Origin of the sequence: Muriicola jejuensis, assembly GCF_010671595.1 — a bacterium.
In the GTDB taxonomy this organism is placed as follows: Bacteria; Bacteroidota; Bacteroidia; order Flavobacteriales; family Flavobacteriaceae; genus Muriicola; species Muriicola jejuensis.
On record NZ_JAABOP010000001.1, the window covers coordinates 1,605,689 to 1,632,091 of the forward strand.

Sequence of the window (26,403 nt, forward strand, 5' to 3'; positions counted from 1 at the left end):
GGGCATAATTATCATTCTCGAGGGTGACAATTACCTGATCAGGGCAAAGTGCCCCTGTTTGGTATGGTCCTCTATACGTACGGTATACCAGTAATCTCCCGAGGGCATGAGCCTGTTGTTATAACTGCCATCCCACCTCAAAGGTTCCCCTTTCGCATTCACAATCAGTTTGCCATATCGGTCGAACAGGCTGATCTCGTAGTCAGACAGGGCATCTATGCCCTGTATTTCGAAGAAGTCGTTGACCCCGTCCCCATTAGGGGTAAAAAATTTGGGAACGGCCAGATGAAAAAATTCCGTTTGCACAGCTGGGCACTCTTCGTCGCTGCGCACATAGACCGTGTACAACCCACCCGGCATATCCTCAAAAAAGGGCTCTTCCTGAAAATTGAGCCCATCGAGGGAATACTGAAAATCCCCTGTATTCACGGTCCTGATCACGATACGGTCATCTTCAGAGATGACGGTATCGATCACGGGGGCATCCACCTGAGTCAAACGAATGGTCTTTACATTGGAACACCCTCTCGAATCCCTTACTTCAACCGTATATACCCCCTCAGAAGTGACTGAGATCGAAGAAGTGGTCTCGCCGGTGCTCCATAAATAGCTTACTGCGGAAACCCCTGCATCGAGGATGACCTCCTCATTTTCGCAAAAACGGATATCCTCATCTTCCACCTCAGGCAGGGGATAAAACTCCAGCGTCACCGCGGTCCTGCTCAGGGAGGGACAGTATGCCTGATTAGGCACGGCTTCAGCGTAATAGGTCCCGGGTACTTCGGTCGCATAGGTGATCGTATTGGAGGCCAGTAAATTCCCCCCGGAAGGGGCATCGTACCAGTCGACCCTGATCCCCGGCGGCACCCTGACGGTAAGCAGTCCGGTCTCAATATTCTCGCATATGCGGATGTCCCCTATACTGGAAGGGGGGTTTGGAGTAGGGACAAAAACGATCTCAAAGACCTCTGAATTCACATTGCACAGGTTGTTGGAGATATTGACCAGATCCTCGGAAACGACCACCCTGTAATAGCGATCTGTGGTAATTACGGGTGTGGTATAGGTGTCCGAAGTCTCCCCCGGAATATCGGTCCAGGTAGACGCATCCGTACTTTCCTGCCATTGGTAAAAATGGCTGGTAAAGATGCTGAAATCAGGGGAAGCTGTAAGGGTAAGACTGGGAACAGGGCCATCTTCCTCACATTGGATGATGGAGTTCCTGGTCTGTGTGTCGGTGAGCGTAACGAGGTCCCCACAGGACCTGAATACAATATCGTCTATGGCCAGGTCATTTCCACAACCTCCCCCGCTGTTGTTGATCATCTTCAGGATAACCGAGGTCTGACCCGGAAGGGAAGTAAAAAGCAGGGCGTACTGTTCCCATTCGGCCTCTGTTTTGTCCATGATGTCGCCCGTGTCTCCCGAAGCCAGTAAATTGGTGTCCGTACTGTCCCAGATCTCAAATTTTACATTGATGGGAATTCCGCTGTTGGGGCATCCCGCCCCCATTCGCGGATGTAAATTTAATAGCCAGGACGAAAATTCATAGGAAGTATTCTCACAAAGCCCTGTTATCGACCTCCTGTAGAATTCTCCCGGCGTAAAACTGGCATTGACGATAAAGGCCTTGCCACTGACGTCATCCGGGGTATGGTCCTGTATATTGAACCAGTCGAAATAACCTGCCGTGCTGCTGGCGATAGTGTAACTTCCATCATCGGGTGCCCCGTCTACATAGGTATAGGTGGTAGTCCCGGGTGGCAGGGCAGGACCGTTGGTGATACCTGTACCAAAATCCTCTGAGAAGATAGGGGAACCCGAATTGCCCTGGCAAAATCCCAGCTGAGCATTGCCTGCGATAGGAATGCTGCAGAGGGCGATAAACACGGCATGGAGAAAGTACTTCTTTAACAACTTCAGATTCCTGGTTTCGTTTACAGAATGGGAACGGTGCAGGGATTCATATTATTGTTAAGCGGATGTACTTTTCCCTTTCGGGGATTACCCCTATTTTTGCCGCAACAGTGTGAAAGCGATCAAAGGATGAATTACGATTTCAGGAGGATTGAGGACAAGTGGCAGGAATACTGGGCCAAGAACCAGACATTTAAGGCAGAGAATCATTCAGAAAAGGAGAAATTCTATGTTCTGGACATGTTTCCCTATCCTTCCGGCGCCGGATTGCATGTAGGGCATCCCCTGGGGTACATTGCCAGTGATATCTATGCCCGTTACAAAAGGCTCAAAGGTTTTAATGTGCTCCATCCCATGGGGTATGACTCCTTCGGACTGCCCGCAGAGCAATATGCCATACAGACGGGGCAGCATCCTGCCATAACCACTGAGACCAACATCAACAGGTACCGGGAGCAACTGGATCAGTTGGGGTTCTCATTCGACTGGAGCCGGGAAGTACGCACCTCAGATCCCTCCTACTACAAATGGACCCAATGGATCTTTATACAGTTGTTCAATTCCTGGTATGACCGGGATTCAGACAAGGCAGAAGATATCACCCTTCTGACCGATCGGCTGAAAAAGGAAGGAAATAAAGACATCAACACGGCTTGTGACGAGGATACGCCCGAGATTACAGCCAGCGAATGGAATGCCATGGACGAGGCGGAGCAGGAACGCTTCCTGCTGAAGTATCGCCTTACCTACCTGGCCGATACGGAGGTGAACTGGTGCCCGGCTTTGGGAACCGTATTGGCGAATGATGAGATCGTCAATGGGGTCTCGGAAAGAGGGGGACACCCAGTGGTGCGCAAAAAAATGACCCAGTGGAGCATGAGGATCACGGCCTATGCCCAGCGTCTGCTCGACGGATTGCAGACCATTGACTGGCCACAGCCCCTGAAGGACGCACAGACCAACTGGATTGGGCGATCTGTGGGTGCATCCCTCACCTTCTTTACCGTACCCACGGAGGAGGTCAGATCGGTGTATCCCATTGAAGTTTTTACCACAAGGCCGGATACACTTTTTGGCGTGAGTTTTATGACCCTGGCGCCGGAACATCCCCTGGTCGGAAAGATCACAACCAAGGCGCAACAACTGGAAGTAGACCGTTATGTGGAAGAATCTGCCAAGCGATCGGAGAGGGACCGCATGGCGGATGTAAAGACCATCACAGGCGTCTTCACCGGTTCTTATGTAAGACATCCGTTCACCGGTGAGGAGGTCCCTGTCTGGATTGGGGACTATGTCCTGGCCGGATATGGAACAGGGGCGGTCATGTCCGTACCTTGTGGGGACCAGCGAGACTATGACTTCGCCAGGCACTTCAACATCCCCATCCCCAATATTTTTGAAGGGGTGGATATTTCGGAAGGTGCTTTTGCAGATAAGGAGAATACGGTCATTGCCAACTCCGACTTTCTCAACGGGCTTTCCTATAAGGAAGCCTCTGCAGCCATCATAAAGGCCCTGGAAGAGAAAGGGATTGGGAAGGGAAAAGTGAATTACAGGCTGCGCGATGCGGTTTTCAGCAGACAGAGGTACTGGGGTGAACCCTTTCCTGTTTATTACGTAAACGGCATCCCGAAGATGGTCCCTGAAGAATACCTGCCGCTTACCTTACCCGAAGTGGAAAAGTACCTTCCCACGGAAACCGGGGAACCGCCCCTGGGTAATGCCACGGAATGGGCCTGGAATACCAGGACCCACCAGGTGGTTTCCAATGACCTGATCGACCATAAGGAGATGTTCCCTCTGGAGCTCAATACGATGCCTGGTTGGGCGGGTAGCTCCCAGTATTTTAATCGCTACATGGACCCTCATAATTCCGATGCGATCTTTTCAAAGGAGGCGATCTCATACTGGCAGGATGTGGACCTTTATATCGGTGGGATAGAGCATGCCACCGGGCATTTGCTGTACTCCAGATTCTGGCAGAAGTTCATGTATGACAAGGGATGGGTGGTAAAGGATGAATACGCCAGAAAGCTGATCAACCAGGGGATGATCCTGGGCACCAGTGCCTTTGTATACCGGGAAGAAGGCACTAATCGCTTTTTGTCGAAAAGCCTGGCCGAAGGGAAAAAAGTGGATCCCATCCATGCCGATGTCTCCCTGGTCAATGCCTCAGATGAATTGGATGTAGAGGGCTTTAAGAAATGGCGCCCGGAATTCAGTGAGGCAGAGTTTGTCCTGGACAAAGGGGTATTCCAGGTAGGAAGGGAAGTGGAAAAGATGTCAAAATCCAAGTACAATGTAGTGAACCCGGATGCGATCTGCGAGGAATACGGTGCCGATGCCCTTCGCCTCTATGAGATGTTCCTGGGGCCACTGGAACAGTCCAAGCCATGGAATACCGCCGGGATCACGGGGGTGTATGCCTTCCTGAAAAAACTCTGGAGACTGTATCACTCCGGAGAAAAGGGGGCGTTCTTACTTTCGGAGGAAAAGCCCGGACAGGATGCGCTTAAAACCCTTCACAAGACCATCAAAAAAGTGACGGAGGATATTGAGGCCTTTTCTTTCAACACCTCCGTATCTACCTTTATGATCTGTGTGAATGAATTATCGTCCCAGAAATGTAACGCGCGACAGATCCTGGAACCCCTCATAGTGCTGATCTCCCCCTATGCTCCCCATATCGCTGAGGAATTGTGGTCAAAAGCCGGGTATGATACGTCCGTAAGCCACGCAGAGTTCCCAGAATTCGATGAGAAATTCCTGGTGGAGGATCAGAAGGAATACCCGATTTCCTTCAATGGAAAAATGAGGTTTACCCTTACCATGCCCCTCGATCTGAGCAGGGAAGAAATAGAAAAAAGGGTGCTGGAAGATGATAAGACAGCAGCCCAGCTAGGGGGTAAACCGCCTAGGAAGGTGATCGTGGTCCCCGGGAAGATCGTTAATATAGTATTCTGATTACCCCCCCCCTTTTAATTAAATAATAGAATACAGAAACACAAATTATACACAATGTACCCCCTATTTATTTAGGGGGTCAAATTCAAAAAACATACTTTTTTGAAGTCACACCCCTGCATTTCATCGATTTTATTTCCTTAACCTGATTTATAATGTAAAATTTGGGGAACGAACATAACAAAACAAACTATGATTATCGGGGTACCCAAAGAGATCAAGAATAACGAAAGCCGTGTAGGGATGACGCCCGCGGGGGTTTTCGAACTGGTAAAGAACCACCACAAGGTGTATGTACAATCCACTGCCGGCGAAGGAAGTGGATTTTTTGATGAGGATTATTTGGAGGCCGGAGCCACCATCCTCCAATCCATCGCCGAGGTTTACGAACGGAGCGATATGATCGTAAAGGTCAAGGAACCCATAGAGGAAGAATACGGCCTGGTAAGGCAGGGACAGGTGATCTTTACCTATTTTCACTTCGCTTCCAGTGTAACGCTTACGAGGGCCATGCTCAAGAGTGGTGCCATCTGTATAGCCTATGAAACGGTGGAAGACACAGACGGTACGCTTCCCCTCCTGACCCCTATGTCTGAAGTGGCCGGGAGGATGGCCATACAACAGGGGGCCAAATACCTTGAAAAGCCCAAAAAAGGCAGAGGTGTACTCCTCGGAGGCGTGCCCGGCGTCGCTCCGGGAAGGGTGCTTGTCCTCGGAGCAGGGGTAGTGGGCACTCAGGCTGCAAAAATGGCAGCCGGACTGGGGGCTCATGTGACCATCCTCGATATCAACATGAAGAGGCTCCGGTATATCAACGATGTGATGCCCAGCCATGTGGTGACAGAATATTCCAATGAATTCAATATCAGAAAACACATTCAGACGCATGACCTCATTATTGGGGGGGTGTTGTTAAAAGGAGCGAAAGCGCCAAATCTGATCACCCGTGACATGCTCAAGATCATGCGACCAGGAACCGTGATCGTGGACGTGGCCGTGGACCAGGGGGGTTGTGTGGAGACCACAAGGCCCACTACTCACGAAGATCCCATCTATATCATTGATGATGTCATACATTATTCCGTGGCCAATATGCCAGGGGCTGTCCCGTACACCTCTACAGTAGCGTTGACCAACGTAACCCTCCCTTACGTGCTGGAACTGGCCAACAAAGGCTGGTACAAAGCCTGTGAAGAAGACCTCGCATTGCACAAGGGACTGAATATCATAGAGGGAGAGATCGCCTACAAAGAGATCGCCGAGACCTTTAAATGGGAGACGGTGGTTGCCTAGTCAGGTACATTTTGTCAGTAAAAAGAACCCCGCCTGAATTGGCGGGGTTTTTGTTGAGTTATTTGTACTTTTAAATTAAATTTTGAAACCTATGATGATCTATTATATACTATTGGGAGCCATCGCTTTGGTGAGCTGGCTGGTGAGCAGCAAACTGAAAAGTAAATTCAAGCACTATTCCAAGGTGCACCTGCGAAATGGGATGAGTGGGGCGGAGATCGCCGAAAAAATGCTGGCAGACCACGGGATCAGGGACGTAAAAGTGATCTCTACTCCTGGGATGCTGACAGACCATTACAATCCCGTGAACAAGACGGTGAATCTAAGTGAAGCGGTCTACAGTCAGAGAAATGCGGCGTCAGCTGCTGTAGCCGCGCACGAGTGCGGGCATGCCGTGCAGCACGCCCAGGCTTATGAATGGCTGACCATGCGTTCCAAACTGGTGCCCGTGGTCAGTGTAACCTCAGGGTTATCTACCTGGGTGGTCCTGGGTGGTATCATACTGGGAGCAGCTTCAGGAGCCGGACTCGGTTTATACGTGGCCGTCGCCGGTCTCGTCATGATGGGGATGGCTACCCTGTTCAGCTTTATTACCCTGCCGGTGGAGTACGATGCCAGTAATCGGGCCCTTGCCTGGCTTAAAAGCAGGAATATGGTGACCCCCGAGGAGTACAAGGGATCTGAGGACGCCCTGAAATGGGCAGCCAGGACCTATCTCGTAGCGGCCATTGGCGCACTTGCCACCCTGGTCTATTGGGGATTCCAGGTTTTTGGAAGCAGGGATTAGAAAACAATACATCATGTAAAGACCCGGGTTGCCATAAGATCCGGGTCTTTTTATATGGTGATCTGACGGTCGATCTGCTGGTTCAGGGAAATAAAGGTCTCCGTCCTGGATACCCCTTCGATCTGCTGAATATGCTTGTTCAGCACGTGCATCAGGTGCTCATTGTCCTTGCACAACACCTTGATCAGAATGGACCAGTTTCCAGTGGTATAATGACATTCCAGCACTTCCGGGATCTTCTCAAGTGCCTTTACCGCGGTGGGGTTGCTCATGGCCTTATCCAGGAAGATCCCTATATAAGCCATGGTCGTATACCCCAGGATCTTGGGGTTGATGACGAATTTGGACCCGGCGATGAGCCCGGATTTTTCCAGTTTCCTCAGCCGCTGGTGTATGGCCGCTCCGGAAATACCGATATTCCTGGCGATCTCGAGGATGGGTTTCCTCGCATCGGACATCAAATATCGAAGGATCTTTTTGTCGATCCCGTCTATTTTCACTTTATCGTTTGAAGAGGGCATGTTTTAGTTTGAAATAGGAGTTAAATATACCATTTCCTGTTACAAAAACTAACCTGCGACCGAATCGGGGTTATAGCCCAGGTAGGGGACCTCATATTCTCTGAATTCAACTCCGTATGATTGCAGTTCTTTCAGGATAGGTTCGTATACCTCTTCCCGTATCGGGATCTGCACCCCTGGAGTGGTAACCTTTTTATTGAGTATCAGGAGGGTCGCCATAGCCACAGGCAAACCGACCGTTTTGGCCATGGCCGTATGTGTCCTGTTCTCACCCAATACGACCATATTGGCGTCTATCTGTTTTTTCTTTCCCTCTACCTGGTAGCCGAACTTGTGGTACATTACGATCATATCCTTATCCTCTTCCGCCAGGGTCCACTGGTCTTCAAGGATCCTCTGCAGCATTTGAGCCGGGCTGGCATTCTTAAGTCCAATGATCTTTTTCGGGTTAAAAATATCGAGTTCCACCAGCTTGGTCCACATGATATCATCCTGGTCTATCTTCAGGTAATGTCTCAGTTTGAGTTCAACAGAATCCGTGGGTGAATAAGGGAGGAAGAGGTTGGTGAATTCCCGGTAGGACATGTTCTCCGAATTCTCCACCGTGTAACTGTCATCCGTCATTCCTAACTGCACGAACATATTCCAAGCTTTCGAAAAACCTACACGCCTCATGGTGCCCCGGTAAAGGGTTAGGGCATCCTGCAGACCATAGGCTTCCCTGTAATTCAGGGAGTCTCTGTTGGCGTATGCCTCAAATGTACCATAGCCGGGAATCTCCATGAATTCGGTCCGTCTGAAGAGTTTGTGATAAGGGATGTACTTATAGGTGCCTTCCTGAATGAATTTAGCCGCTCCTCCCTGTCCGGCCACGACCACGTTCCTCGGGTTCCAGGTAAATTTGTAGTTCCACTGGTTCGTGTCGCTCTCCGGGGCTACAAGCCCTCCCGTAAAAGACTCAAAAAGGAGCATTTTACCTCCCTTTGCCCTGATCTCATTGATGATCTGCATGGCGCTCATATGGTCTATCCCCGGATCCAGTCCGATCTCATTCATGAAAATAAGACCGCTTTTTTTCACTTCCTCCTTCATGGCTTCCATTTCCTTGCTGACATAGGAAGCTGTGACCAGGTTCTTTTTTAATTCCAGGCAATCCCTGGCCACCAAATGGTGCAGGCTCGCGGGAAGCATGGATACGACGATATCAGCTCCTGAAATGGCTCTTTTTCTGGACTCTGCATCGGTGATGTCGAGTTTGTGGAGGGTGACGGAGCTGTGATTTCCAATAGATGGGGGGATCCGGTCTATATGGAGGTCGGCAATGGTGAGTTGAAGTGCTTCAGGCCCCGATTTTTCGATAAAATAATCCAGGAGATAGGAGGTCGATTTCCCCGCTCCGAATATCAATATGTTCCGGCTCATGTGTATTGATTACCTTTGAAAAACAACGGTACTAAGGTATCAATTAGTAATCGGTTTAAGAATTTAAAGGGGTTAAGTTATGAACAGGAAAATTGTTTTGACAGGAGTGATTTTCGGTTTGATGTCCGTGATCCTTGGGGCTTTTGGGGCACACGGCCTGGAAGATCTCCTCAGTGCCTCATCCCTTGAAAGCTATGAGACCGGGGTGCGTTATCAGATGTACCATTCCCTCCTGCTGTTATGGCTGGGATCTTCTGCTGTTATACCGGAAAACGCCAAGAGATGGGTATACATCCTGCTGACCACAGGAGTGGTCCTGTTCTCCTTTTCCATTTACCTGCTGGCAACAGATTCTCTGACTTCGATCCCTTTTAAGGGGATTGCACTTCTGACTCCATTAGGCGGCTTTTTTCTCATCCTCGGGTGGGTGATACTGGGATATCGCGTTTTTAAGTATTTCGACTAAACAATGCCCGAAAACCTGTGGCAAAGCATAAATTTTTTCTAGTTTTGTGCCACAAAATGAACTTCTCATGGCATCCTCCAAACCTTTTACGAAAACGATTTCGTTAAAACCCTACGGCATCGACAGCAAACGTGTTCATTATCAGTGGGATCCCGAACTGCTTCACAAGGAGACGCTCGATAAAGGAATGGGCCGGGAAGCTTCCTCCGGAGCCCTGGCCGTGAATACAGGCGAGTTTACCGGAAGGTCTCCCCAGGACCGTTTTATTGTAAAGGATGCCATTACGGAGGACAAGGTATGGTGGGGTCCTGTCAACAAACCGTTCGATCCCGAACAGTTCGATGCACTCTACGACCAGGTTGTCGCCTACCTCTCAGACAAGGAGGTCTATGTGCGCGACTGTTTTGCCTGTGCAGACAGGGACTACCGTTTAGGCATACGGGTGATTAATGAGTACCCATGGTCCAATCTTTTCGCCTATAACATGTTTATCCGCCCGTCTGAAGCAGAACTGGAGTCGTTTTCGGCAGACTGGCTGGTGGTCAATGCACCAGGGTTTATAGCGGATGCGGCCGTGGCCGGTACCAGGCAACACAATTTTGCCATCCTCAACTTCAGTCGTAAGATCGCTTTGATAGGCGGAACGGGATATACGGGGGAGATCAAAAAAGGGATCTTTTCAGCCCTGAATTTCCTGCTACCTGTATATAACAATACTCTGCCTATGCATTGCTCAGCCAATGTGGGGGAGGATGGGGATACCGCTATTTTCTTTGGGCTATCCGGTACCGGAAAGACCACTTTGTCTACGGATCCCAATCGAAGGCTTATCGGGGATGATGAACACGGTTGGACAAAAGAGAATACCATTTTCAATTTCGAAGGGGGATGTTATGCGAAGGTGATCAACCTGTCTGAAGAGAGCGAGCCGGAGATCTACCGTGCGATCAAAAAAGGGGCAATCCTGGAGAACGTCATTATGGATGAACAGGGGCAGGTGGATTTTGGGGATACCTCCATCACTCAGAATACCAGGGTCAGCTATCCGCTCTATCATATTGAAAATATACAGGAACCCTCTATTGGGAAAAACCCCAGGAATATATTTTTCCTGACCGCAGATGCTTTCGGGGTACTTCCCCCCATCAGCAAACTCACTCCGAGTCAGGCGGCCTACCACTTTATTTCCGGATATACTGCAAAAGTGGCCGGGACAGAGGCGGGGGTAGTGGAACCCATCCCTTCATTCTCGGCCTGTTTTGGAGCCCCGTTTATGCCCCTGCATCCCACCAAATACGCAGAAATGCTCAGCCGGAAGATGCAGGAATCCGGTGTCAATGTCTGGTTGGTGAATACAGGCTGGACAGGAGGTCCTTATGGAGTGGGGACCCGGATGAAGCTCAAGTATACCCGGGCCATGATCCATGCTGCCCTGAGCGGGGAATTAGGTCTGTATTCCTATGATACTTACCACATCCATTCAGTATTTGGGGTCGCCCAGCCGCGCTCCTGCCCGGGAGTTCCCACCAGTGTGCTAAGTCCCAGGGCTACATGGAACAATGACGAGGCCTATTACAAGACCGCATTCAAGTTGTCTAATGCCTTCAGGGAGAACTTTAAAAAGTTTGAAAGTTACGCGAGCGAGGAGATCCGAAGAGGAGGCCCTCAGCGCTATGCGTTCTAGGGAATCCAAAGAAAAGGGATGAAAAATTAACGGGTAAGCGGGATTCCTTATTTCTTGTTAACGCTTGTAATGTATTTCTGAAGCGCCATGGTCATAGAAGGGGTTTCAGGCGTAGGTGCCTGTATGTCTATCCTCAGACCCGCCTCCGTAGCGGCCTCGATGGTGGAGTTTCCAAAGACCGCGATCCTGGTGTTATTCTGCTCGAAATCGGGAAAATTCTTCAAAAGGGACTCTATTCCGGATGGACTGAAAAAGACCAGTACGTCATAGTACACATCCCTCAGGTCTGAGAGGTCACTGATCACGGTTTTGTAGAAAATACCCCTGGTCCAGTTTAGCTTCATTTCATTGAGCGTATCCGGAATGACGGACTTTAAGACATCGGAAGAGGGAAGCAGGTACTTCTCGTCCTTGTATTTTTTGAAAAGGGGCTGCAGATCCACGAAATTTCTTTTGCCTACATAGATCTTTCTTTTCCGGTAGACCACATATTTCTGCAGGTAAAAGGCAACGGCCTCAGACTGGCAAAAATATTTCATGGTATCCGGCACCTTGAATCTCATTTCCTCAGCGATCCTGAAAAAATGGTCTACCGAGTTCCGGCTGGTAAGAATGATGGCTGTGAAATCCTTGAGGTCTATCTTTTGTTGTCTGACCGATTTAGCATCAACGCCTTCGACGTGGATGAAAGGCCTGAAATCTACCCGCACGTGTTCTTTCTCGATGAGCCGCAGGTATGGAGAGTTTTCCATTTTAGGTTCAGGCTGTGATACTAAAATCGTTTTGACTTTCATAGACATCAAACATTTAGAGTATTCAGGATAATAATCAATGGGGCAATTTCAAGTGCGCAAAGGTACAAAATAAAATAGAAAAAGTAAGAAGTTACGAACTTAAGATGCGTTTTGATGATGGTGGCCCAGCCGATGATCAGGACGATCACCACAAGGATGGACCCGAGTAAATAAATCTCTTTAGACCCCGCAAAGACGTAGGTCAATAAAAGATTCATCAGGAACATTACTAACCCGCTGTAGTTGAGGTAGGTGATCTTTTTAAAGACGATTTCTGAAATGACGGCTCGCGAATTGAAAATGGTCCCACTGCCGAGTTGTGTAAGTAATTTCCCAAAAAGGAACAGGACGAGAAAGATCAGGATCACGGAATACAAAAGCAGGGAGGATATCATCCCTTCAGGCAAGTAGAAGTCGACGCCGTAATACAGAAAGAGGGAAAAATTAAGCAAGAGGAAGATACCGAAAAGCAGGTTAAAACCATTGACGAGTTTGTCCTTCTTGTTATAAAGAAAGACGTATTTGCTGTTGAAGGGGAGAATAACAAAGTTCAAAAACCGGCTGTAGAATAGGGCTTTAGCTAGCACGAGAAAGACGGCACTGGCGAAGATGATCACCGTGATCCAGTCTGTTTGTCCGATCTGCCTTAGTACGGGTTCCATTACTCTATCGCTTTTCTTTTACCGTTGAGGCCCCACCTGAGGCCGTTCTCCGAGATGACCACCTTTACAAAGGCGGCTTCTTCCTCTAGGTCTGAGGGGAAATTAGCAAAAAGGGTAATACGCGCCCCCGGGGGAAGCAGCGGTAAAGGAGTCTCGCCTGGCACTACAGTCAGCGGGATGACCTTGAGGATCTGTTTGTACCGGTCGAGCGTCTCCAGCCCAAACTTCAATTCGGATATGGGTACGCCGAAGGAATAGGGGTTCCTCACTTCGAAGGCGAATCTCTCTCCGGCTTCGGTTCCTGTCATATCGATGATCTCGGTCCTGAGTTTCCTGTAAGATCTGAAAGGATCCATATACACTCCGTAAAAGAGGGTGCTGTCTGGCATGGTAAAGGAGATGTCGCCCCCTGGCAGGTAGCGCGAAACGTAGAGGACCTTCTTATTCCTAACCCTATTTTCTGATGCATCTATGGAATACTGATTTTCCCTGTACCAGGCATTGTTGAGCGAGAATGAGGGGATTCCCGTATAGAATTCGAACATGGGTGCCATGCGGTATGAGTTCTCAAAGACCACAGGGATGTCTCCTGCCCGGGAAGTGATCTTTTTCACCCATGTCCTGTTCCCATGGGTTTCATACACCACAGGAAATAGGGGCTCAAAGACCAGTCCGATCCTCAGGAACATCAGGATACAGATATTCACCAAGCCCATCCTGAAGATCCATTTCCTGGCACTTTCATGGTTCAGCATATACCTGTAGGCTAGCACGGCCATGGGGATACATATGACAATGATCCACTGGGTCTGTACCCGCCTTTGAAAACTCGAGATAAAAAAGAAGAGCAAGATGCCTATACTGACAAAGAGCAAGGCCTTTGTGAACAAGTCCCTTGAAGGGGTTTTGAACGTCGCCCTGTAGATCCAGTAAAAGGTGAGCCCAAAGATCGCGATCAGGTTTATGAAATAGCCCGCAGTGAAATCAAAAAATTCATAGGGCCGGTTTGGCCTTTCAAAGAGATGGTAGCGCACTGAAACGAAATGGTTGTCATAAAGCCACATGAGGTGCGGACTGTAGGCCGTTAGGGAAATGAGAACAGCTAACCAGGCATGACGTTCCCGGATCAGACCAGGGTTGGATAGGAAGACGAAGAAAATGACCAGGAAGGCGTGGTATTTGCTATACATGAGGGCAGCCATAACCAGACCGAGTAAAATGGCGGTCTGCACCCCCGGGGATGCCAGGAACCTTTTGTAAACGAGAAAGAAAAGGGCTGTAAAGAAGAGCAAAGGGGTGTCTGGGAGCATCAGAAAACCATAGGCGTGAACCAGGGTCATGGAGGCGATCAGTACAAAGAAGTGGGGGATGTAGTCTTTCTTCTTCGGATCATCCACCAGTAGCCAGAGAACGGCCATCGTCCCTATTCCGAGGATACAACTCAGGAATCGCACGCCCAGCTCGCCTTCAAAAAAAAGCTGACCCAGGGCTATGAGCCAGGCCACCATGGGCGGGTGGTCAAAATATCCCCAGCTGATCTCCCTGGCGTAGTACCAGTAGTACGCCTCGTCAAAGATCAGCTGCGTACTCCACGCCTGCAGGAGGTTCAGGAGAAAGAACAGGCCGAGGATGTACAGGAAGATCTTCGGGAAATAGTTTCTCATGCGGTAACTGCTACGGGTCAAAATTACAAATAATCACCTCTTCCTCTCGCCCCTATCGGGCAAGAAAATTCAACATCATTCGAATACAGTCCGGTGAAAGGTTTATTTTTGCCATAATCTCCTGCAATTGATGACAGACAGTTTAGTAATCATCCCCTCATACAACGAGATCGAGAACATCAAGGCCATTGTGGATGCCGTAATGAGTCTCCCCAAGGAATTCCATATACTCGTAGTGGATGACAATTCGCCTGACGGGACGGGGGATGCGGTACGCGAATTGCAGAAGACATACTCAGGGAAGCTCTTCCTAGAGGAAAGAAAAGAGAAATCTGGCCTGGGAACGGCGTATATCCATGGGTTTAAATGGGCCCTCCAAAGGGAATATCTCTATATTTTTGAGATGGATGCCGATTTTTCGCACAGGCCTTCAGACCTGACCAGGTTGTACAGAGCTTGTGTTAACGGGGCCGACCTGGTCGTGGGGTCGAGGTACAAAAAAGGGGTGAATGTCGTCAACTGGCCTCTCTACCGTATCCTCCTTTCGTACGGGGCCTCCTTTTACGTTAAGCTCATTACCGGGATGCGGGTGCACGACCCTACGGCAGGGTTCGTATGCTACAGGCGGAAGGTGCTGGAGACGCTAGACCTCGATTCGGTCAAGTTCATCGGCTATGCCTTTCAGATAGAAATGAAATACAGGGCTTACTTGAAAAAGTTCAGCATTGAGGAGGTGTCCATTATCTTTACGGACCGGGAGAAAGGCAAGTCAAAAATGAGTTCGTCCATTATCTGGGAAGCCGTGTTCGGGGTGATCAGTATGAAGATAAGGAGTCTATTCAAAAGAAATGGTTTTTAAGGTATGAGCAGAACGATCATCAAAAACGCACGGATGGTGAATGAAGGCAGGATCGAGGAGGGAGACCTCCTCGTGGAAGGGGAAAGGATCGCCAGGATCGGACCCTCCATATCTTCAGACGGGGCCAGGGTGATCGACATACAAGGTAAATTTCTATTTCCGGGAGTTATCGATGACCAGGTCCACTTTCGTGAACCCGGACTCACCCATAAAGGCGATATTGGCACTGAAAGCAGGGCAGCTCTGGCAGGGGGGATCACCTCTTTCATGGAACAACCAAATACCGTCCCCCAAACGACGACGATCGAAAAACTGGAGGAGAAATTCCAGATGGGAGCCAGATCGTCCTATGCTAATTACTCCTTCCTCTTCGGGGGCACCAATGACAACCTGGAAGAGCTGAAAAAGCTCGACAGGCATGCATGCTCCGGGGTAAAACTCTTCCTGGGTTCCTCCACCGGCAACATGTTGGTAGATGACGAAGAGGTACTCGAACAGATTTTCAGAAATACCGAGATGGTCATTTCGGCCCATTGCGAAGACGAAACTACCATACGGCAAAACCTCGAGGCATACAGGGAAAAGTATGGGGATGACATCCCCGTGAAATACCATCCCCTGATCAGAAGCGAGGAAGCCTGTTACCTGTCGTCCTCCAAGGCGGTAGCCCTGGCGAGGAAAACCGGCGCCCGTCTCCATGTCTTCCACCTTTCTACAGCAAGGGAGATGGAATTGTTCACCAATGAGATCCCGCTTGAAGAAAAAAAGATCACGGCCGAGGTCTGTTTGCACCACCTTTGGTTCTCCGAGGAGGATTACGAATCCCTGGGGACCCACATCAAATGGAACCCTGCGGTAAAAAAGGCAGCCGACAGGGAAGCTTTGTGGGAGGCTTTGCTCGACAACCGTATCGACGTGATCGCCACAGACCACGCACCCCATACTCTGGAAGAAAAAGACCAGACCTATCTCAAGGCCCCTTCGGGAGGGCCTCTTGTTCAGCATCTGCTCCCCGCTATGATGGAGAAAGTGCTCGACGGGAAGATCAAAGCAGAGACGCTGATCACCAAGATGTGCCACAACCCGGCCATCCTTTTCCAGATCCGAGACAGGGGGTATCTTCGGGAAGGATATTACGCAGATCTTACCGTGGTAGACCCGGACGACCCCTGGATGGTGGGGAAGGGGAATATCCTTTACAAATGCGGCTGGTCTCCCTTTGAAGGAACTGGTTTCAGAACCCGGGTAACCCATACCTTCGTCAATGGGCATCTCGCATATGAGAACGGTACATTTTCCGGTCAGCGGAATTCCAAACGCTTAACATTCAACAGGTCATGAAAAAATGGATCGCATTTATGGCAGTTTTAGCACTGGTTTTTTCCTGTGCGGAAGAGGTCGTGAAAAAACCCGAAGACATGATCCCGCGGGATACCATGACCGATCTTTTGTATGAGATGGCCGTCCTGAATGCTGCCAAAAGCACCAACAAGGCCATCCTGGAGGAACAATTCGATGATCCTACGGAGTTTCTCTTCAAACAATACGGGGTTGACAGTCTTCAGTTTGTCAAAAGCGATATGTATTACGCCTCCCAGCCCCTGGTCTACGAAGCGATCTACAAGGAGGTCGAAGCCCGTCTGGAAAAGGAAAAGAAGGCATTTGAGGAAGCTCGCCAAAAACGCACTGACAGTCTGGTCTCACGCAGCAGGGAGATTCGGGATTCTTTGGGGTTGGAGGAGGATTAAGACCATTTGGAGGGATACCTCTTTCGAAAATATTGACTGTATTCTTTGATGCTATCCTCCGGATGGATGAATTCAAACCCGAGTACATCCTTAATTTTTTGGGAAGAATACTGTTTGGGATTTTTCAGGGAATTCACCGTATCTCTTGTGAGGCGCCTCTTTGTCCTTAGGAAGTAATGACTGAACCAGTCCACCCTCCAGCCCACTTCCAGCACCCATAGGGGGATCGCCTTTTTTGGGCGGGGTAACCCAAAGGACTCGCTCAGGGAGCCGAGAAAATCTTTATACGTCAGGTTGTCTGCGACTTTGATAAACCGCTCGTTCCTGATATCCGATCGCATGAGGCGGATCATACAGTTTGCCACGTCCCTGACATCGACAAACCCGGTGCCTCCGGGGAAATAGGATTTCATCCCTCTGGCGGCATTCTTAAAAAACCTCAGGCTGCCCTGGTTCCAGTTCCCTGCACCCAGGATTACCCCCGGGTTCACCATCACAGCGTCCAGGCCTTCCTGGGATCCCCTCCAGACCTCCATCTCCGCCAGGTGTTTCGAGAGGGCGTACACACTGGTCTCGGTCTCCGCCCATTCGTTTTCCTCTGTCACCTCCCCCTGTTGGACGCCTTTCCCTATGGCCGCAATGGAACTCGCATAGCACAATTTTTCCACCTTATGGGCCAGGCAAAGGTTTACGATATTGGCTGTACCTTCGACGTTAGTCTTTTTCAGGGCATCCCATGCCGCTGGATTGAAGGAGATCATCGCGGCCGAATGATAGACCCGTGAAATATTTTTAAAGGCCGCTTCCAAAGACGGGATATCCGTGAGGTCTGCCTTTACCCATTGAATTTTCTCCAGGAGGGATGGCCCTTCGTCCGAATAGTATTCAAATAGGGATCTGACCTCTTCCAGGGAAGCCTCAGTCCTGTAGGTGGCCCTCACAGCATCATGGTCCTGCAATAGTTGAAAGAGCAGATGCGAACCCAATAATCCCGTGCCTCCAGTAACCAGAATCATGGGCCTAAAGTACTCAAATCCTCCGGATATAATTACAAAAGCACGGGTTTGGCTCCCGGGGATTTCTGTTATATTTGCAACATTCTAAGAAAAAGGATCCCGATGAGACCGAACTTTGTCGAAGAGTTGAAATGGAGGGGCATGTTACACGATGTCATGCCGGGTACTGAGGAACATCTGCTAACAGGCATGCAGTCGGCATATGTAGGGATAGACCCCACAGCAGACTCCCTTCACATCGGGCACCTGGTCGGGGTCATGATGTTAAAACACTTCCAGTTGGCAGGCCATAAACCCTATGCCCTGATAGGGGGCGCCACAGGGATGATCGGCGATCCCTCCGGGAAATCCTCGGAACGCAACCTGCTGGATGAGACCACCCTGAGGTTGAACCAGGAAGCCATCAGGGAGCAGCTGTCTCGTTTCCTCGACTTCGATTCAAAGACTGACAACAGCGCGGTACTGGTTAACAATTACGACTGGATGAAGGACTTTACCTTCCTCGATTTTATACGGGATGTTGGGAAACACATCACAGTAAACTACATGATGGCAAAGGATTCGGTCAGGAAAAGGCTCGATGCTGAGGCCAAGGAAGGCATGTCCTTTACCGAATTCACCTACCAACTGGTGCAGGGTTATGATTTTCTCTACCTCTACCAGCACCACAACTGCACCCTGCAGATGGGCGGGAGCGATCAGTGGGGGAACATCACGACAGGGACCGAACTGATCAGGCGAATCGGCGGAGGGAAAGGTTATGCCCTGACCTGTCCGCTGATCACCAAGGCAGACGGCAGCAAGTTCGGCAAAACCGAAGGCGGAAATATCTGGTTGGATGCCCACAGGACCTCCCCTTACAAATTCTATCAGTACTGGATCAACACCTCTGATGAGGATGCCGAAAAATACATCAAGATCTTCACCTTCCTTACAAGGGAAGAGATCGAAGGGCTCGTCAGGGAGCACGGGGAAGCCCCTCACCTGCGTATCCTTCAAAAGCGACTGGCCGAAGAGGTGACCGTCATGGTACATTCCAGGGAGGACTACGAGAATGCGGTAAGGGCCAGTTCCATCCTATTTGGAAATTCCACTTCCTCAGATCTGAAAACGCTGGACACCCATACCTTTTTGGAGGTTTTTGAGGGGGTTCCCCAGGCGGAGATCAAACGGGAAGAACTGACCGGTGGCCTCGACATGATTGGGGCCTTGTCTGCCAGGACCGGCTTTCTGAGCTCCAACGGGGAGGCCAGAAGGGAACTCAAGCAAAATTCGATCTCAGTGAACAAGGAAAAAGTAGGAGAAGGATACGTGATCACGGATTCGGACCTGATAGGGGACAGCTTCGTACTGTTGCAACGCGGGAAGAAGAGCTACTTTATCCTGGCGATTGTTGACTAGGAAGAAATCCGATTCTAAGTGATCATCAGATTGCAGCCCCGGATATCGGCATTGTCAAATCTCCCAAGCACTTCAAAGGTACCATTCACTCCCAGCCTTCCCAGATCCTGGGTGGCTATGAACGAACAGGAATAAAAATTGGCGAGGTCGATCACGTTGATCCCTCCGGATCGTCCCGTCTCCAGAAGGCTTAAAGGGTCCTCCGTGCTCCGGATGAGGACCTTCATCCAGGGGGGAGTTAAAAAGATCCCTTTACCTTGGGAGTATGCCTGGGATAGGAGTTCGGTCATCCCGTATTCCGAATGTATGCGGTCAATTCCAAAACCTCTACTCAGTCTCCCGTGAAGGTCTTCCCGTATCATTTCTTTCCTCCTGCCTTTCATTCCCCCGGTTTCCATCACGGTCGTATGGGTGAGTTTCATAGGATGGGCATCCGCCAGGTCCAACAAGGCGTAGGATACCCCTATTAAGAGCGTTCGGGTCCTTTTCTCTTCGAGGTTTCTGAGTTTTTCAGCAAGTTGGGGCAGATTGTGGAGGTAGAACCCACTGTCTGTATGTCCGCTCGAGGCGATAAGATCATTGACCATATAGACCAGGGAAGAGCCCTCTCGTTCGAGATAGGAAGGAAGTAGGGCAAGAATACAGTATTCATCGGGTCTGCCGTAAAACCTTTGAAAAGCTTCCCGGAAGCTTTCCTCGTACAGGGTCACATCCTGAACGTAGTGTTTACTGGTCTCTTCCGAAGTGGTCCCGCTGCTGCTGAAAACGATATCCGCGCGACTTGGGTCACAGCTGACCTTTTTTTTCTTGAAGAATTCTATGGGCAAAAAGGGGATCTGTTCCGATCTTCGGATACTTAGGGGGTCAGTGGCCAGAAAGTCGCAGAATTGCCTGTAAACGGCATTGTTTTTATACTGGTGATGGAATACGGCAATGGCGGCACTGTTGAATTCTTCCTCGTTCCTGATCCTGAAAATACGCCTGGGGTCCATCGCCTAGATTATTACCCCAAAAATAGCAAAATTAACCCCTGCGAGAGGGGCTTGAGTGAAATGGGGGGTAAAGTCTATTTGACCACCAGTTTGCGGGTGATCGTCTTTTGCCTTTCCGTTACCTGCAACACATAGACGCCGGGTACCAGTCGGGAGATATTGAGGGTGTTGGTAGAAATGCGGTCCGTAAGGACCACCTCTCCCAATACATCGTAGACCGTAATGACCTTGGTGTCATTGTATTCCGAGGTAATGTAGACCACATCGCTGTAAGCGGGGTTCGGATAGAGCTTGAAATTTGGTATCTCCTGGGAGGGGGGCGTTTCCGGCGGATTTTTTTCCTGCCCGTAACCCCATAGGGAGAATAGCAAAAAGGCGGTTAAGTAAAATATTTTCATCAAGATTGATTTGGGATCAATACTGAAAGATACCTAAAGATGGTTTTAGGACATATAAATTGTTGTGAATGAGGGAAAAATGTAGGTGAACTTTTAGAGGCATGCATTTCGTCGATAAAAGAAATACTTTCATCGAGATGAAACGAGCGATTTCTCGCTTTAAAATTCACAAAAAGGGAGATGGATTTTAGCTATTTAACGATCAGCTTGCGGGTTGCCTGTTTGTCTTTTTCCATGACCCTCAGGACGTAGACTCCAGGGTCGAGATCTGACAGGTTCAATTCCTTTCCGATGATGGTCGTTTCTACGACCTTGGTTCCCAGCACATCGAAGATCAGGATCTTCTTAGGCGCATTGGCTTTGGTTTCTATATACACCTTACCGTTGGTTACTGGATTGGGATAGAGGTTGAATCCCTGGATCTCACCGGGGTTGGAGGGTTTGTCCTGAGCTAACCCGGAAGATAAAACCAATAAAAAAGCCAGTAGGTAAAAGTGTTTCATACTGAGGGGGTTACATAGAACACTAAACAAATATAGGTATTTTGGCATTCCACCTGTCTCTCAGGTACGGTTCTGATTGAGAAATTCGATGAAATGCACGTTTCTAGCCGTAGAAATCACAAATCGTACCAATTTTTGAGAAATGGAGGGGATTTTTGCAGGAGATCTTCAATATTCGAAATACAGGGGAATGGAAGCTATGTTATAAAATTGTTATGTTGTGGTTTTCCATATGTTCTGCCCGTGGTTTGAACTAATAATTCCTATTTTTGATAGGATCAGAAAACTCGAATTCCATGAAGAAGCAGGACATCAGAATACTACTGGTTGACGATGAACCGGACATCCTTGAGATCTTGAAATACAACCTGTCTTCTGAAGGGTATCAGGTCTCCACGGCAAAGAACGGCGTTGAAGGCGTGGCAAAGGCCAAAAAGAAGAGGCCCCACCTGATCATCCTCGATGTGATGATGCCTGAAATGGACGGGATAGAGGCCTGTGAAAAGATCCGGAATACGGAAGGGCTGGAAGATACGCTCATCACCTTTCTGACCGCAAGGGGGGAGGATTATTCCCAGGTAGCCGGATTTGATGCCGGAGCGGACGACTACATCACCAAACCCGTGAAACCCAAGGTACTGATGAGCAAGGTAAAGGCCTTGTTGCGAAGGTTGAAGGACCAGGAAGACTCCACCCCTGAGATCAAAAAAGTAGGGAACATCGTCATCAACAGAGAAGAATACAAAGTGGTGAACAACGGAGAAGAGATCGTCCTGCCCCGCAAGGAATTCGAATTGCTATCCCTGCTGACCTCCAAGCCCGACAAGGTATTTAAAAGAGAAGTGATCCTCGATAAGGTCTGGGGTCAGGAGGTGGTCGTCGGGGGTCGGACCATAGACGTCCATATCCGAAAACTCAGGGAGAAAATTGGGGACCATCACTTTAAAACCGTAAAGGGCGTAGGTTATAAGTTTGTTCTGTAATGGCCATCAAGCTCAGGAAATCCTATAAGTTCGCACTGAGGTCCTCCCTGTATATTTCCATCATTCTCCTGATTTTTTCGCTAGCCCTTTTCAGCTACTTCTCCTTATGGTCTTATTGGGCCGTCCTCGCCCTTTCCATAACGGTCGTTTTCGGGGTGTCCTTTCTGGTGATACAGTTCCGGGTGGAGAAGTTCATCTACCGCAGGATCAAGAAGATCTACGACGATGTGTCCCTTCTGGAATCGACCTCCTTCGCCTCCGGTCCCATTACTACTGATATGGCCACCCTGACCGAGGAGATCGAGAAGTTCGCCAAAGACAAGCGCATCGAGATCGATACCCTAAAAATCCGGGAGGAGTACCGGAAGGATTTTCTGGGCAATGTCTCACACGAACTCAAGACTCCCCTTTTTACCGTCCAGGGGTATATCCTTACCTTGCTGGATGGGGCCATGGAAGACAAAAGGGTCCGGAAGAAATACCTTCAGAGGGCCAACAAGGGGGTGGAGCGATTGATCTACATCGTAAAAGACCTCGACCTCATCACCAAACTGGAGGCCGGTGACCTCAGCCTGGAAATATCGACCTTCGACATTATCGATCTGATCAAAAGTGTCTTCGAACTCCTCGAGATGAAGGCGGCCAGAAAGCAGATCGCCCTTACCTTCGACATGGACTATAAAGAGCCCGTCTACGTGAAGGGAGACCGGGAAAAGATTCAGCAAGTGCTCACCAACCTCGTGGTGAATTCCATCAAATACGGGCATCCTGACGGTACGACGGAGGTCAGTGTCGAAAACCTCATCAAGAACAAGGTCATCGTCAGGGTCACCGATAACGGGGAAGGGATCCCTGAAGCCCATTTACAGAGGATCTTCGAGCGGTTTTACCGCATAGACAAGAGCGGAAGCAGAAAGGAAGGGGGGTCCGGACTGGGCCTCGCCATCGTTAAGCACATCATTGAGGCCCACGGGGAAAAGATCTACGTGGAAAGTGTGGTGGATGTGGGATCTGAATTCTCCTTCACCCTCGAGAAAGGGAAGAAACCGGGAACCTGATTTTCCTCCCGTCTTACGAAATCCTTAGCTTTGCAGGGAATCAATTAGAGCCTTTCGTGGGTAGCAAGAACAAACTAAAACGCTTCAGGGAGAACGAGACCTTTCCCAATGTCCTGCAACCGACAAGGGAAGAAGTCCTCTCCGGATCTTTTGCACAAAGGGGCCGATGGGCAGAATTCTTTGGCAATGAGCACCCTCTGGTCCTTGAACTGGGATGCGGTAAAGGGGAATATGCCCTGGGCCTGGCAAAATTATACCCGGATAAGAATTTCATAGGGATAGACATCAAAGGGGCCAGGTTGTGGAGGGGAGCCAAGACCGCCCTGGAGGAAAATATGCAGAATGTGGCCTTTGTGCGTTCTCAGATCGACCTGATCGACCGATTATTCACCAAGGGAGAGGTGTCCGAGATCTGGATCACCTTCCCCGACCCGCAGATCAAATACAAGCGCACCAAACACAGGCTCACCAACCTGCATTTCCTTGAGAAATACAGGACCATCCTCAAAGAAAAGGGCACTGTTCACCTGAAGACAGACAGCGAATTCATGCATGGGTATACCCTTGGGATCCTCCATGCAAGTGAGATGGAAGTTTTGTATGCCAACCACGACGTGTACAGGAATGAGGGGAGTCCGCCCGAAGTTCTTCGCATCCAGACCTTTTATGAAAATCAGTATCTTGAGCTCGGTAAACCCATCACGTATCTAAAATTCAGGTTTCCTTCCCAATGACCCACCTCCTCATCCTATTTTTTGTAACCTATTCCGCAGCCTTTATGGCTACGGTCCCCCCTGGACTGCTAAACATGAACGCAGCAAAGGCAAGCGTTGAAAAAGGGAAGAACAACGGTATTATTTTCAGCCTTGGGGTTTCAACCATGATCATGATGCAGGCTTATGTGGCCGTAATGATCTCCAAATTTCTCTACAACAACCCTGAAGTGATCGACCTCCTGATGAAGATCGCCCTCGGGGTCTTCGCCTTTTTTGCCATTTATTTCTTTGTGCTGGCGAAGCGGTTCAAACCCAATAAGATCCGCATTGAAAAGATGAGCAGGAAGAACAGTTTTTTCAAAGGGATGCTCCTGGCTGCCCTGAACCTGCTCACGATCCCTTACTACAGCGGACTCAACGTGATGTGGAATGCGTCGGGCTGGATAAAGTTTGAACTCTGGGACATCGCAACCTTTATCCTTGCGGCCGGGTCGGGCACGTTTACGGTTCTCTATCTGTATACCTTTTATTTCAACAAACTCGACCTGAAGAACAAGACCTTTTCAAAGAACTCAAACTATATTCTGAGCGGCCTGATGCTGATCCTGCTCGTGATCACTCTGATCAGGCTTTTTTACAGGGACCATGCATAAGAAGGGGAATGATTTTTTTCAGCAGGTGTACGACCTCGTAAAGCAGGTGCCCTATGGGAGAGTAACCTCTTATGGGGCCATTGCCAGGTACCTCGGTACTTCCCGGGGAGCCAGGATGGTAGGCTGGGCAATGAACAATGTACCCGACAGGGAGGACGTGCCCGCCCACCGGGTGGTGAACCGGGTGGGGCTGTTGACCGGGAAACACCATTTCGGAGGGACCAACCTAATGCAACAACTCCTCGAGAATGAAGGTCTGGTCATCGTCGATGATCGCATCCAGGATTTTGAAAAGCACTTTTGGGATCCCCTTAAGGAACTGGGGGAACCACTTTAGCCAGCGCCGCCCGGAAGGCCTGATCAGCACTCCAGATGACCTAATAAACCCATAAGTCATTTCCGTTCAGTTCTTTCCGAATCTCGGCCCGATACCGTATCTTTGTTGTTTAGAATCATTTTACATTAAGCAAAGGGTAAGGACCGGATGAAACTCGATAAAAAAGACATACTGAAAGCCCTGGAAACCATCACTGTGCCCGGAGAGGGGCAGAATATGGTGGAAAGCGGTGCGGTGAGAAATATACAGACCTTCGGAGACGAAGTGGTCGTCGATATCACAATAAAGAACCCCAGCCTCCAGGCTAAAAAGAAGGCTGAGGTCTCCATTCTGCAGGCCATTCACAGGGAGGTGTATGAAAAGGCCAAGATCACCGTAAACATTACGGTAGATGCCCCTTCCAGGCAAAAGCAAAATGAGATCAAGGGGGCTCCGATACCGGGGATAAAGAATATAATCGCCGTGGCTTCAGGAAAAGGGGGTGTGGGTAAATCCACGGTGACTGCCAACCTGGCGGCCACCCTTTCCAAGATGGGATTTGCTGTAGGGATACTCGATGCGGATATCTACGGCCCGTCCATCCCCATCATGTACGATGTGGCCTCCCAGAAACCGCTGGCAGTTGAGGTGAACGGCAAATCGAAAATGAAGCCCATTGAGAATTACGGGGTAAAGATCCTGTCTATCGGTTTTTTTACCCAGCCGAACCAGGCGGTCATCTGGCGTGGTCCCATGGCGGCGAAGGCCCTTAACCAAATGATCTTTGATGCCCATTGGGGGGAACTGGATTTCCTTCTGATCGACCTGCCTCCGGGTACAGGAGACATACACCTGAGTATCATGCAGGCCCTGCCCGTTACAGGTGCAGTGGTGGTGAGTACTCCTCAGGAGATCGCCCTTGCCGATGCCAGGAAAGGGGTGGCCATGTTCCAGCAGGAGGCCATCAACGTACCCGTACTCGGGATCATTGAGAATATGGCATACTTTACCCCGGCGGAACTCCCCGAGAACAAGTATTACATCTTTGGCAGGGACGGGGCAAAAAATTTGGCGGAGGACATGGATGTGCCCTTCCTGGGTGCCCTCCCCCTGGTGCAGAGCATTCGTGAAGCCAGTGATGCAGGACGTCCTGCGGCCCTGCAAACGGCAACCCCTCTGGAAGCTTCCTTTGAAGAGATCACGAGGAATACCGTACAGGAACTGGTAAGAAGGAACACGGACCTGCCCCCCACCGAAGCGATCAAAATCACAACAATGGCCGGGTGTGCTGCCGTTAAAAAGAAATAGCGATGACTGAGGAAGAGTTACGCCACAACGTTGAGAAAGCCCTGGATGAGATAAGACCCTTCCTCCAGAGTGACGGGGGAGACATCTCCCTGGTATCCATTGAGGAAGGCAAAACCGTGACCGTACGCCTGGAAGGAAATTGCGTTGGCTGTAGTGTCAATCAGATGACCCTGAAAAGCGGGGTGGAAATGACCATTAAAAAGTACGCCCCTCACGTGGAAAAGGTCATCAATGTAGGTTGATTAACAACACTTCTACCTTTCCATTTCTTTACATTT

Annotated in this window: 26 protein-coding genes; 16 read left to right on the top strand and 10 right to left on the bottom strand. The window is 49.6% G+C overall.

All coding sequences use genetic code 11. The features are described 5' to 3' along the window. Window positions 1-30: 30 nt before the first annotated feature. A complete protein-coding gene (locus tag GWK09_RS07110) occupies window positions 31-1,917 on the bottom strand; it encodes a T9SS type B sorting domain-containing protein (protein WP_163692290.1) in 1,887 nt (628 codons plus the stop codon). A gap of 129 nt (window positions 1,918-2,046) precedes the next feature. On the opposite strand from GWK09_RS07110, the gene leuS reads away from it, so the two are divergent. The 3 genes from leuS (at window position 2,047) to GWK09_RS07125 (ending at window position 6,961) form a co-directional block, all read left to right on the top strand. Beyond that, on the top strand, window positions 2,047-4,881 hold the full coding sequence (leuS, locus tag GWK09_RS07115; RefSeq protein WP_163692291.1) for a leucine--tRNA ligase: 2,835 nt from the start codon (window positions 2,047-2,049) through the stop codon (window positions 4,879-4,881). Between the two features lie 192 nt (window positions 4,882-5,073). Further along, complete coding sequence (ald, locus tag GWK09_RS07120; protein WP_163692292.1) at window positions 5,074-6,174, top strand: alanine dehydrogenase; 1,101 nt, start codon at window positions 5,074-5,076, stop codon at window positions 6,172-6,174. A gap of 91 nt (window positions 6,175-6,265) precedes the next feature. Next, the gene (locus GWK09_RS07125; RefSeq protein WP_163692293.1) at window positions 6,266-6,961 is read left to right on the top strand and encodes a zinc metallopeptidase; all 696 of its coding nucleotides are present in this window, start codon (window positions 6,266-6,268) and stop codon (window positions 6,959-6,961) included. Between the two features lie 50 nt (window positions 6,962-7,011). Here the strand turns inward: GWK09_RS07125 and GWK09_RS07130 are convergent, their stop codons facing one another. Together GWK09_RS07130 and GWK09_RS07135 are read right to left on the bottom strand one after the other, a co-directional pair. After that, window positions 7,012-7,482 carry an Lrp/AsnC ligand binding domain-containing protein gene (locus GWK09_RS07130; protein ID WP_163692294.1) on the bottom strand — a complete coding sequence of 157 codons (471 nt, stop codon included), beginning with the start codon at window positions 7,480-7,482 and terminating at the stop codon, window positions 7,012-7,014. Window positions 7,483-7,530: 48 nt separating this feature from the next. Next, the gene (locus GWK09_RS07135) at window positions 7,531-8,904 is read right to left on the bottom strand and encodes a saccharopine dehydrogenase family protein (RefSeq protein ID WP_163692295.1); all 1,374 of its coding nucleotides are present in this window, start codon (window positions 8,902-8,904) and stop codon (window positions 7,531-7,533) included. Between the two features lie 79 nt (window positions 8,905-8,983). Here GWK09_RS07135 and GWK09_RS07140 point away from each other — a divergent pair, with 79 nt between their 5' ends. Together GWK09_RS07140 and pckA are read left to right on the top strand one after the other, a co-directional pair. After that, window positions 8,984-9,370, top strand: coding sequence for a DUF423 domain-containing protein (locus tag GWK09_RS07140; RefSeq protein ID WP_163692296.1), 387 nt, complete (start codon window positions 8,984-8,986; stop codon window positions 9,368-9,370). A 67-nt stretch (window positions 9,371-9,437) separates the two neighbouring features. Further along, entirely contained in the window at window positions 9,438-11,054 is a 1,617-nt protein-coding gene (gene pckA, locus GWK09_RS07145) for a phosphoenolpyruvate carboxykinase (ATP) (RefSeq protein WP_163692297.1), read from the top strand. Window positions 11,055-11,101: 47 nt separating this feature from the next. Here the strand turns inward: pckA and GWK09_RS07150 are convergent, their stop codons facing one another. The 3 genes from GWK09_RS07150 to GWK09_RS07160 are packed head-to-tail and all read right to left on the bottom strand — an operon-like array spanning window position 11,102 to window position 14,174. Next, window positions 11,102-11,848, bottom strand: coding sequence for a uroporphyrinogen-III synthase (locus tag GWK09_RS07150; RefSeq protein ID WP_163692298.1), 747 nt, complete (start codon window positions 11,846-11,848; stop codon window positions 11,102-11,104). A 5-nt stretch (window positions 11,849-11,853) separates the two neighbouring features. Beyond that, window positions 11,854-12,510, bottom strand: a complete 657-nt coding sequence (locus tag GWK09_RS07155) for a DUF4271 domain-containing protein (RefSeq protein WP_163692299.1) — start codon at window positions 12,508-12,510, stop codon at window positions 11,854-11,856. Next, entirely contained in the window at window positions 12,510-14,174 is a 1,665-nt protein-coding gene (locus tag GWK09_RS07160; protein ID WP_163692300.1) for an ArnT family glycosyltransferase, read from the bottom strand. Before GWK09_RS07160 ends, GWK09_RS07155 begins: the two co-directional genes overlap by 1 nt. A 130-nt stretch (window positions 14,175-14,304) precedes the next feature. Between GWK09_RS07160 and GWK09_RS07165 the strand changes: the two genes are divergently transcribed. Genes GWK09_RS07165 through GWK09_RS07175 form a run of 3 tightly spaced genes read left to right on the top strand, consistent with a single transcriptional unit; the run spans window position 14,305 to window position 16,781 of the window. Beyond that, window positions 14,305-15,033 (top strand): polyprenol monophosphomannose synthase, encoded by a 729-nt coding sequence (locus tag GWK09_RS07165; RefSeq protein WP_163692301.1) that lies wholly within the window; start codon window positions 14,305-14,307, stop codon window positions 15,031-15,033. A 3-nt stretch (window positions 15,034-15,036) separates the two neighbouring features. Then, window positions 15,037-16,374: a dihydroorotase gene (locus GWK09_RS07170; RefSeq protein WP_163692302.1), complete on the top strand. Its 1,338-nt coding sequence runs from the start codon at window positions 15,037-15,039 to the stop codon at window positions 16,372-16,374. Beyond that, entirely contained in the window at window positions 16,371-16,781 is a 411-nt protein-coding gene (locus GWK09_RS07175) for a DUF4296 domain-containing protein (RefSeq protein WP_163692303.1), read from the top strand. The genes GWK09_RS07170 and GWK09_RS07175 overlap by 4 nt, the downstream gene beginning before the upstream one ends. Here the strand turns inward: GWK09_RS07175 and GWK09_RS07180 are convergent. After that, the gene (locus GWK09_RS07180; RefSeq protein WP_163692304.1) at window positions 16,778-17,797 is read right to left on the bottom strand and encodes an NAD-dependent epimerase/dehydratase family protein; all 1,020 of its coding nucleotides are present in this window, start codon (window positions 17,795-17,797) and stop codon (window positions 16,778-16,780) included. The genes GWK09_RS07175 and GWK09_RS07180 overlap by 4 nt on opposite strands. 102 nt (window positions 17,798-17,899) lie before the next feature. On the opposite strand from GWK09_RS07180, the gene tyrS reads away from it, so the two are divergent. Next, the gene (tyrS, locus tag GWK09_RS07185) at window positions 17,900-19,198 is read left to right on the top strand and encodes a tyrosine--tRNA ligase (protein WP_163692305.1); all 1,299 of its coding nucleotides are present in this window, start codon (window positions 17,900-17,902) and stop codon (window positions 19,196-19,198) included. 14 nt (window positions 19,199-19,212) lie between these two features. Here tyrS and GWK09_RS07190 read toward each other — a convergent pair whose 3' ends face one another. From GWK09_RS07190 to GWK09_RS07200, 3 genes are all read right to left on the bottom strand, one after another. Then, complete coding sequence (locus GWK09_RS07190) at window positions 19,213-20,190, bottom strand: LuxE/PaaK family acyltransferase (RefSeq protein ID WP_163692306.1); 978 nt, start codon at window positions 20,188-20,190, stop codon at window positions 19,213-19,215. Window positions 20,191-20,264: 74 nt separating this feature from the next. Beyond that, window positions 20,265-20,588: a T9SS type A sorting domain-containing protein gene (locus GWK09_RS07195; RefSeq protein ID WP_163692307.1), complete on the bottom strand. Its 324-nt coding sequence runs from the start codon at window positions 20,586-20,588 to the stop codon at window positions 20,265-20,267. A 191-nt stretch (window positions 20,589-20,779) separates the two neighbouring features. Beyond that, entirely contained in the window at window positions 20,780-21,091 is a 312-nt protein-coding gene (locus GWK09_RS07200; RefSeq protein ID WP_163692308.1) for a T9SS type A sorting domain-containing protein, read from the bottom strand. A 296-nt stretch (window positions 21,092-21,387) separates the two neighbouring features. Between GWK09_RS07200 and GWK09_RS07205 the strand changes: the two genes are divergently transcribed. The 7 genes from GWK09_RS07205 to GWK09_RS07235 all read left to right on the top strand — a co-directional run bounded on the left by GWK09_RS07205 (window position 21,388) and on the right by GWK09_RS07235 (window position 26,367). Continuing rightward, window positions 21,388-22,074, top strand: coding sequence for a response regulator transcription factor (locus GWK09_RS07205; RefSeq protein WP_163692309.1), 687 nt, complete (start codon window positions 21,388-21,390; stop codon window positions 22,072-22,074). After that, a complete protein-coding gene (locus tag GWK09_RS07210; protein WP_163692310.1) occupies window positions 22,074-23,132 on the top strand; it encodes a sensor histidine kinase in 1,059 nt (352 codons plus the stop codon). Before GWK09_RS07205 ends, GWK09_RS07210 begins: the two co-directional genes overlap by 1 nt. A gap of 56 nt (window positions 23,133-23,188) precedes the next feature. After that, complete coding sequence (gene trmB, locus GWK09_RS07215; RefSeq protein ID WP_163692311.1) at window positions 23,189-23,866, top strand: tRNA (guanosine(46)-N7)-methyltransferase TrmB; 678 nt, start codon at window positions 23,189-23,191, stop codon at window positions 23,864-23,866. Then, the gene (locus GWK09_RS07220; RefSeq protein WP_163692312.1) at window positions 23,863-24,501 is read left to right on the top strand and encodes a LysE family transporter; all 639 of its coding nucleotides are present in this window, start codon (window positions 23,863-23,865) and stop codon (window positions 24,499-24,501) included. The genes trmB and GWK09_RS07220 overlap by 4 nt, the downstream gene beginning before the upstream one ends. After that, complete coding sequence (locus GWK09_RS07225) at window positions 24,494-24,838, top strand: MGMT family protein (protein ID WP_163692313.1); 345 nt, start codon at window positions 24,494-24,496, stop codon at window positions 24,836-24,838. The genes GWK09_RS07220 and GWK09_RS07225 overlap by 8 nt, the downstream gene beginning before the upstream one ends. A gap of 147 nt (window positions 24,839-24,985) precedes the next feature. After that, on the top strand, window positions 24,986-26,125 hold the full coding sequence (locus GWK09_RS07230) for an Mrp/NBP35 family ATP-binding protein (RefSeq protein ID WP_163692314.1): 1,140 nt from the start codon (window positions 24,986-24,988) through the stop codon (window positions 26,123-26,125). 2 nt (window positions 26,126-26,127) lie between these two features. Then, window positions 26,128-26,367 carry a NifU family protein gene (locus tag GWK09_RS07235; RefSeq protein ID WP_163692315.1) on the top strand — a complete coding sequence of 80 codons (240 nt, stop codon included), beginning with the start codon at window positions 26,128-26,130 and terminating at the stop codon, window positions 26,365-26,367. Window positions 26,368-26,403 lie beyond the last annotated feature (36 nt).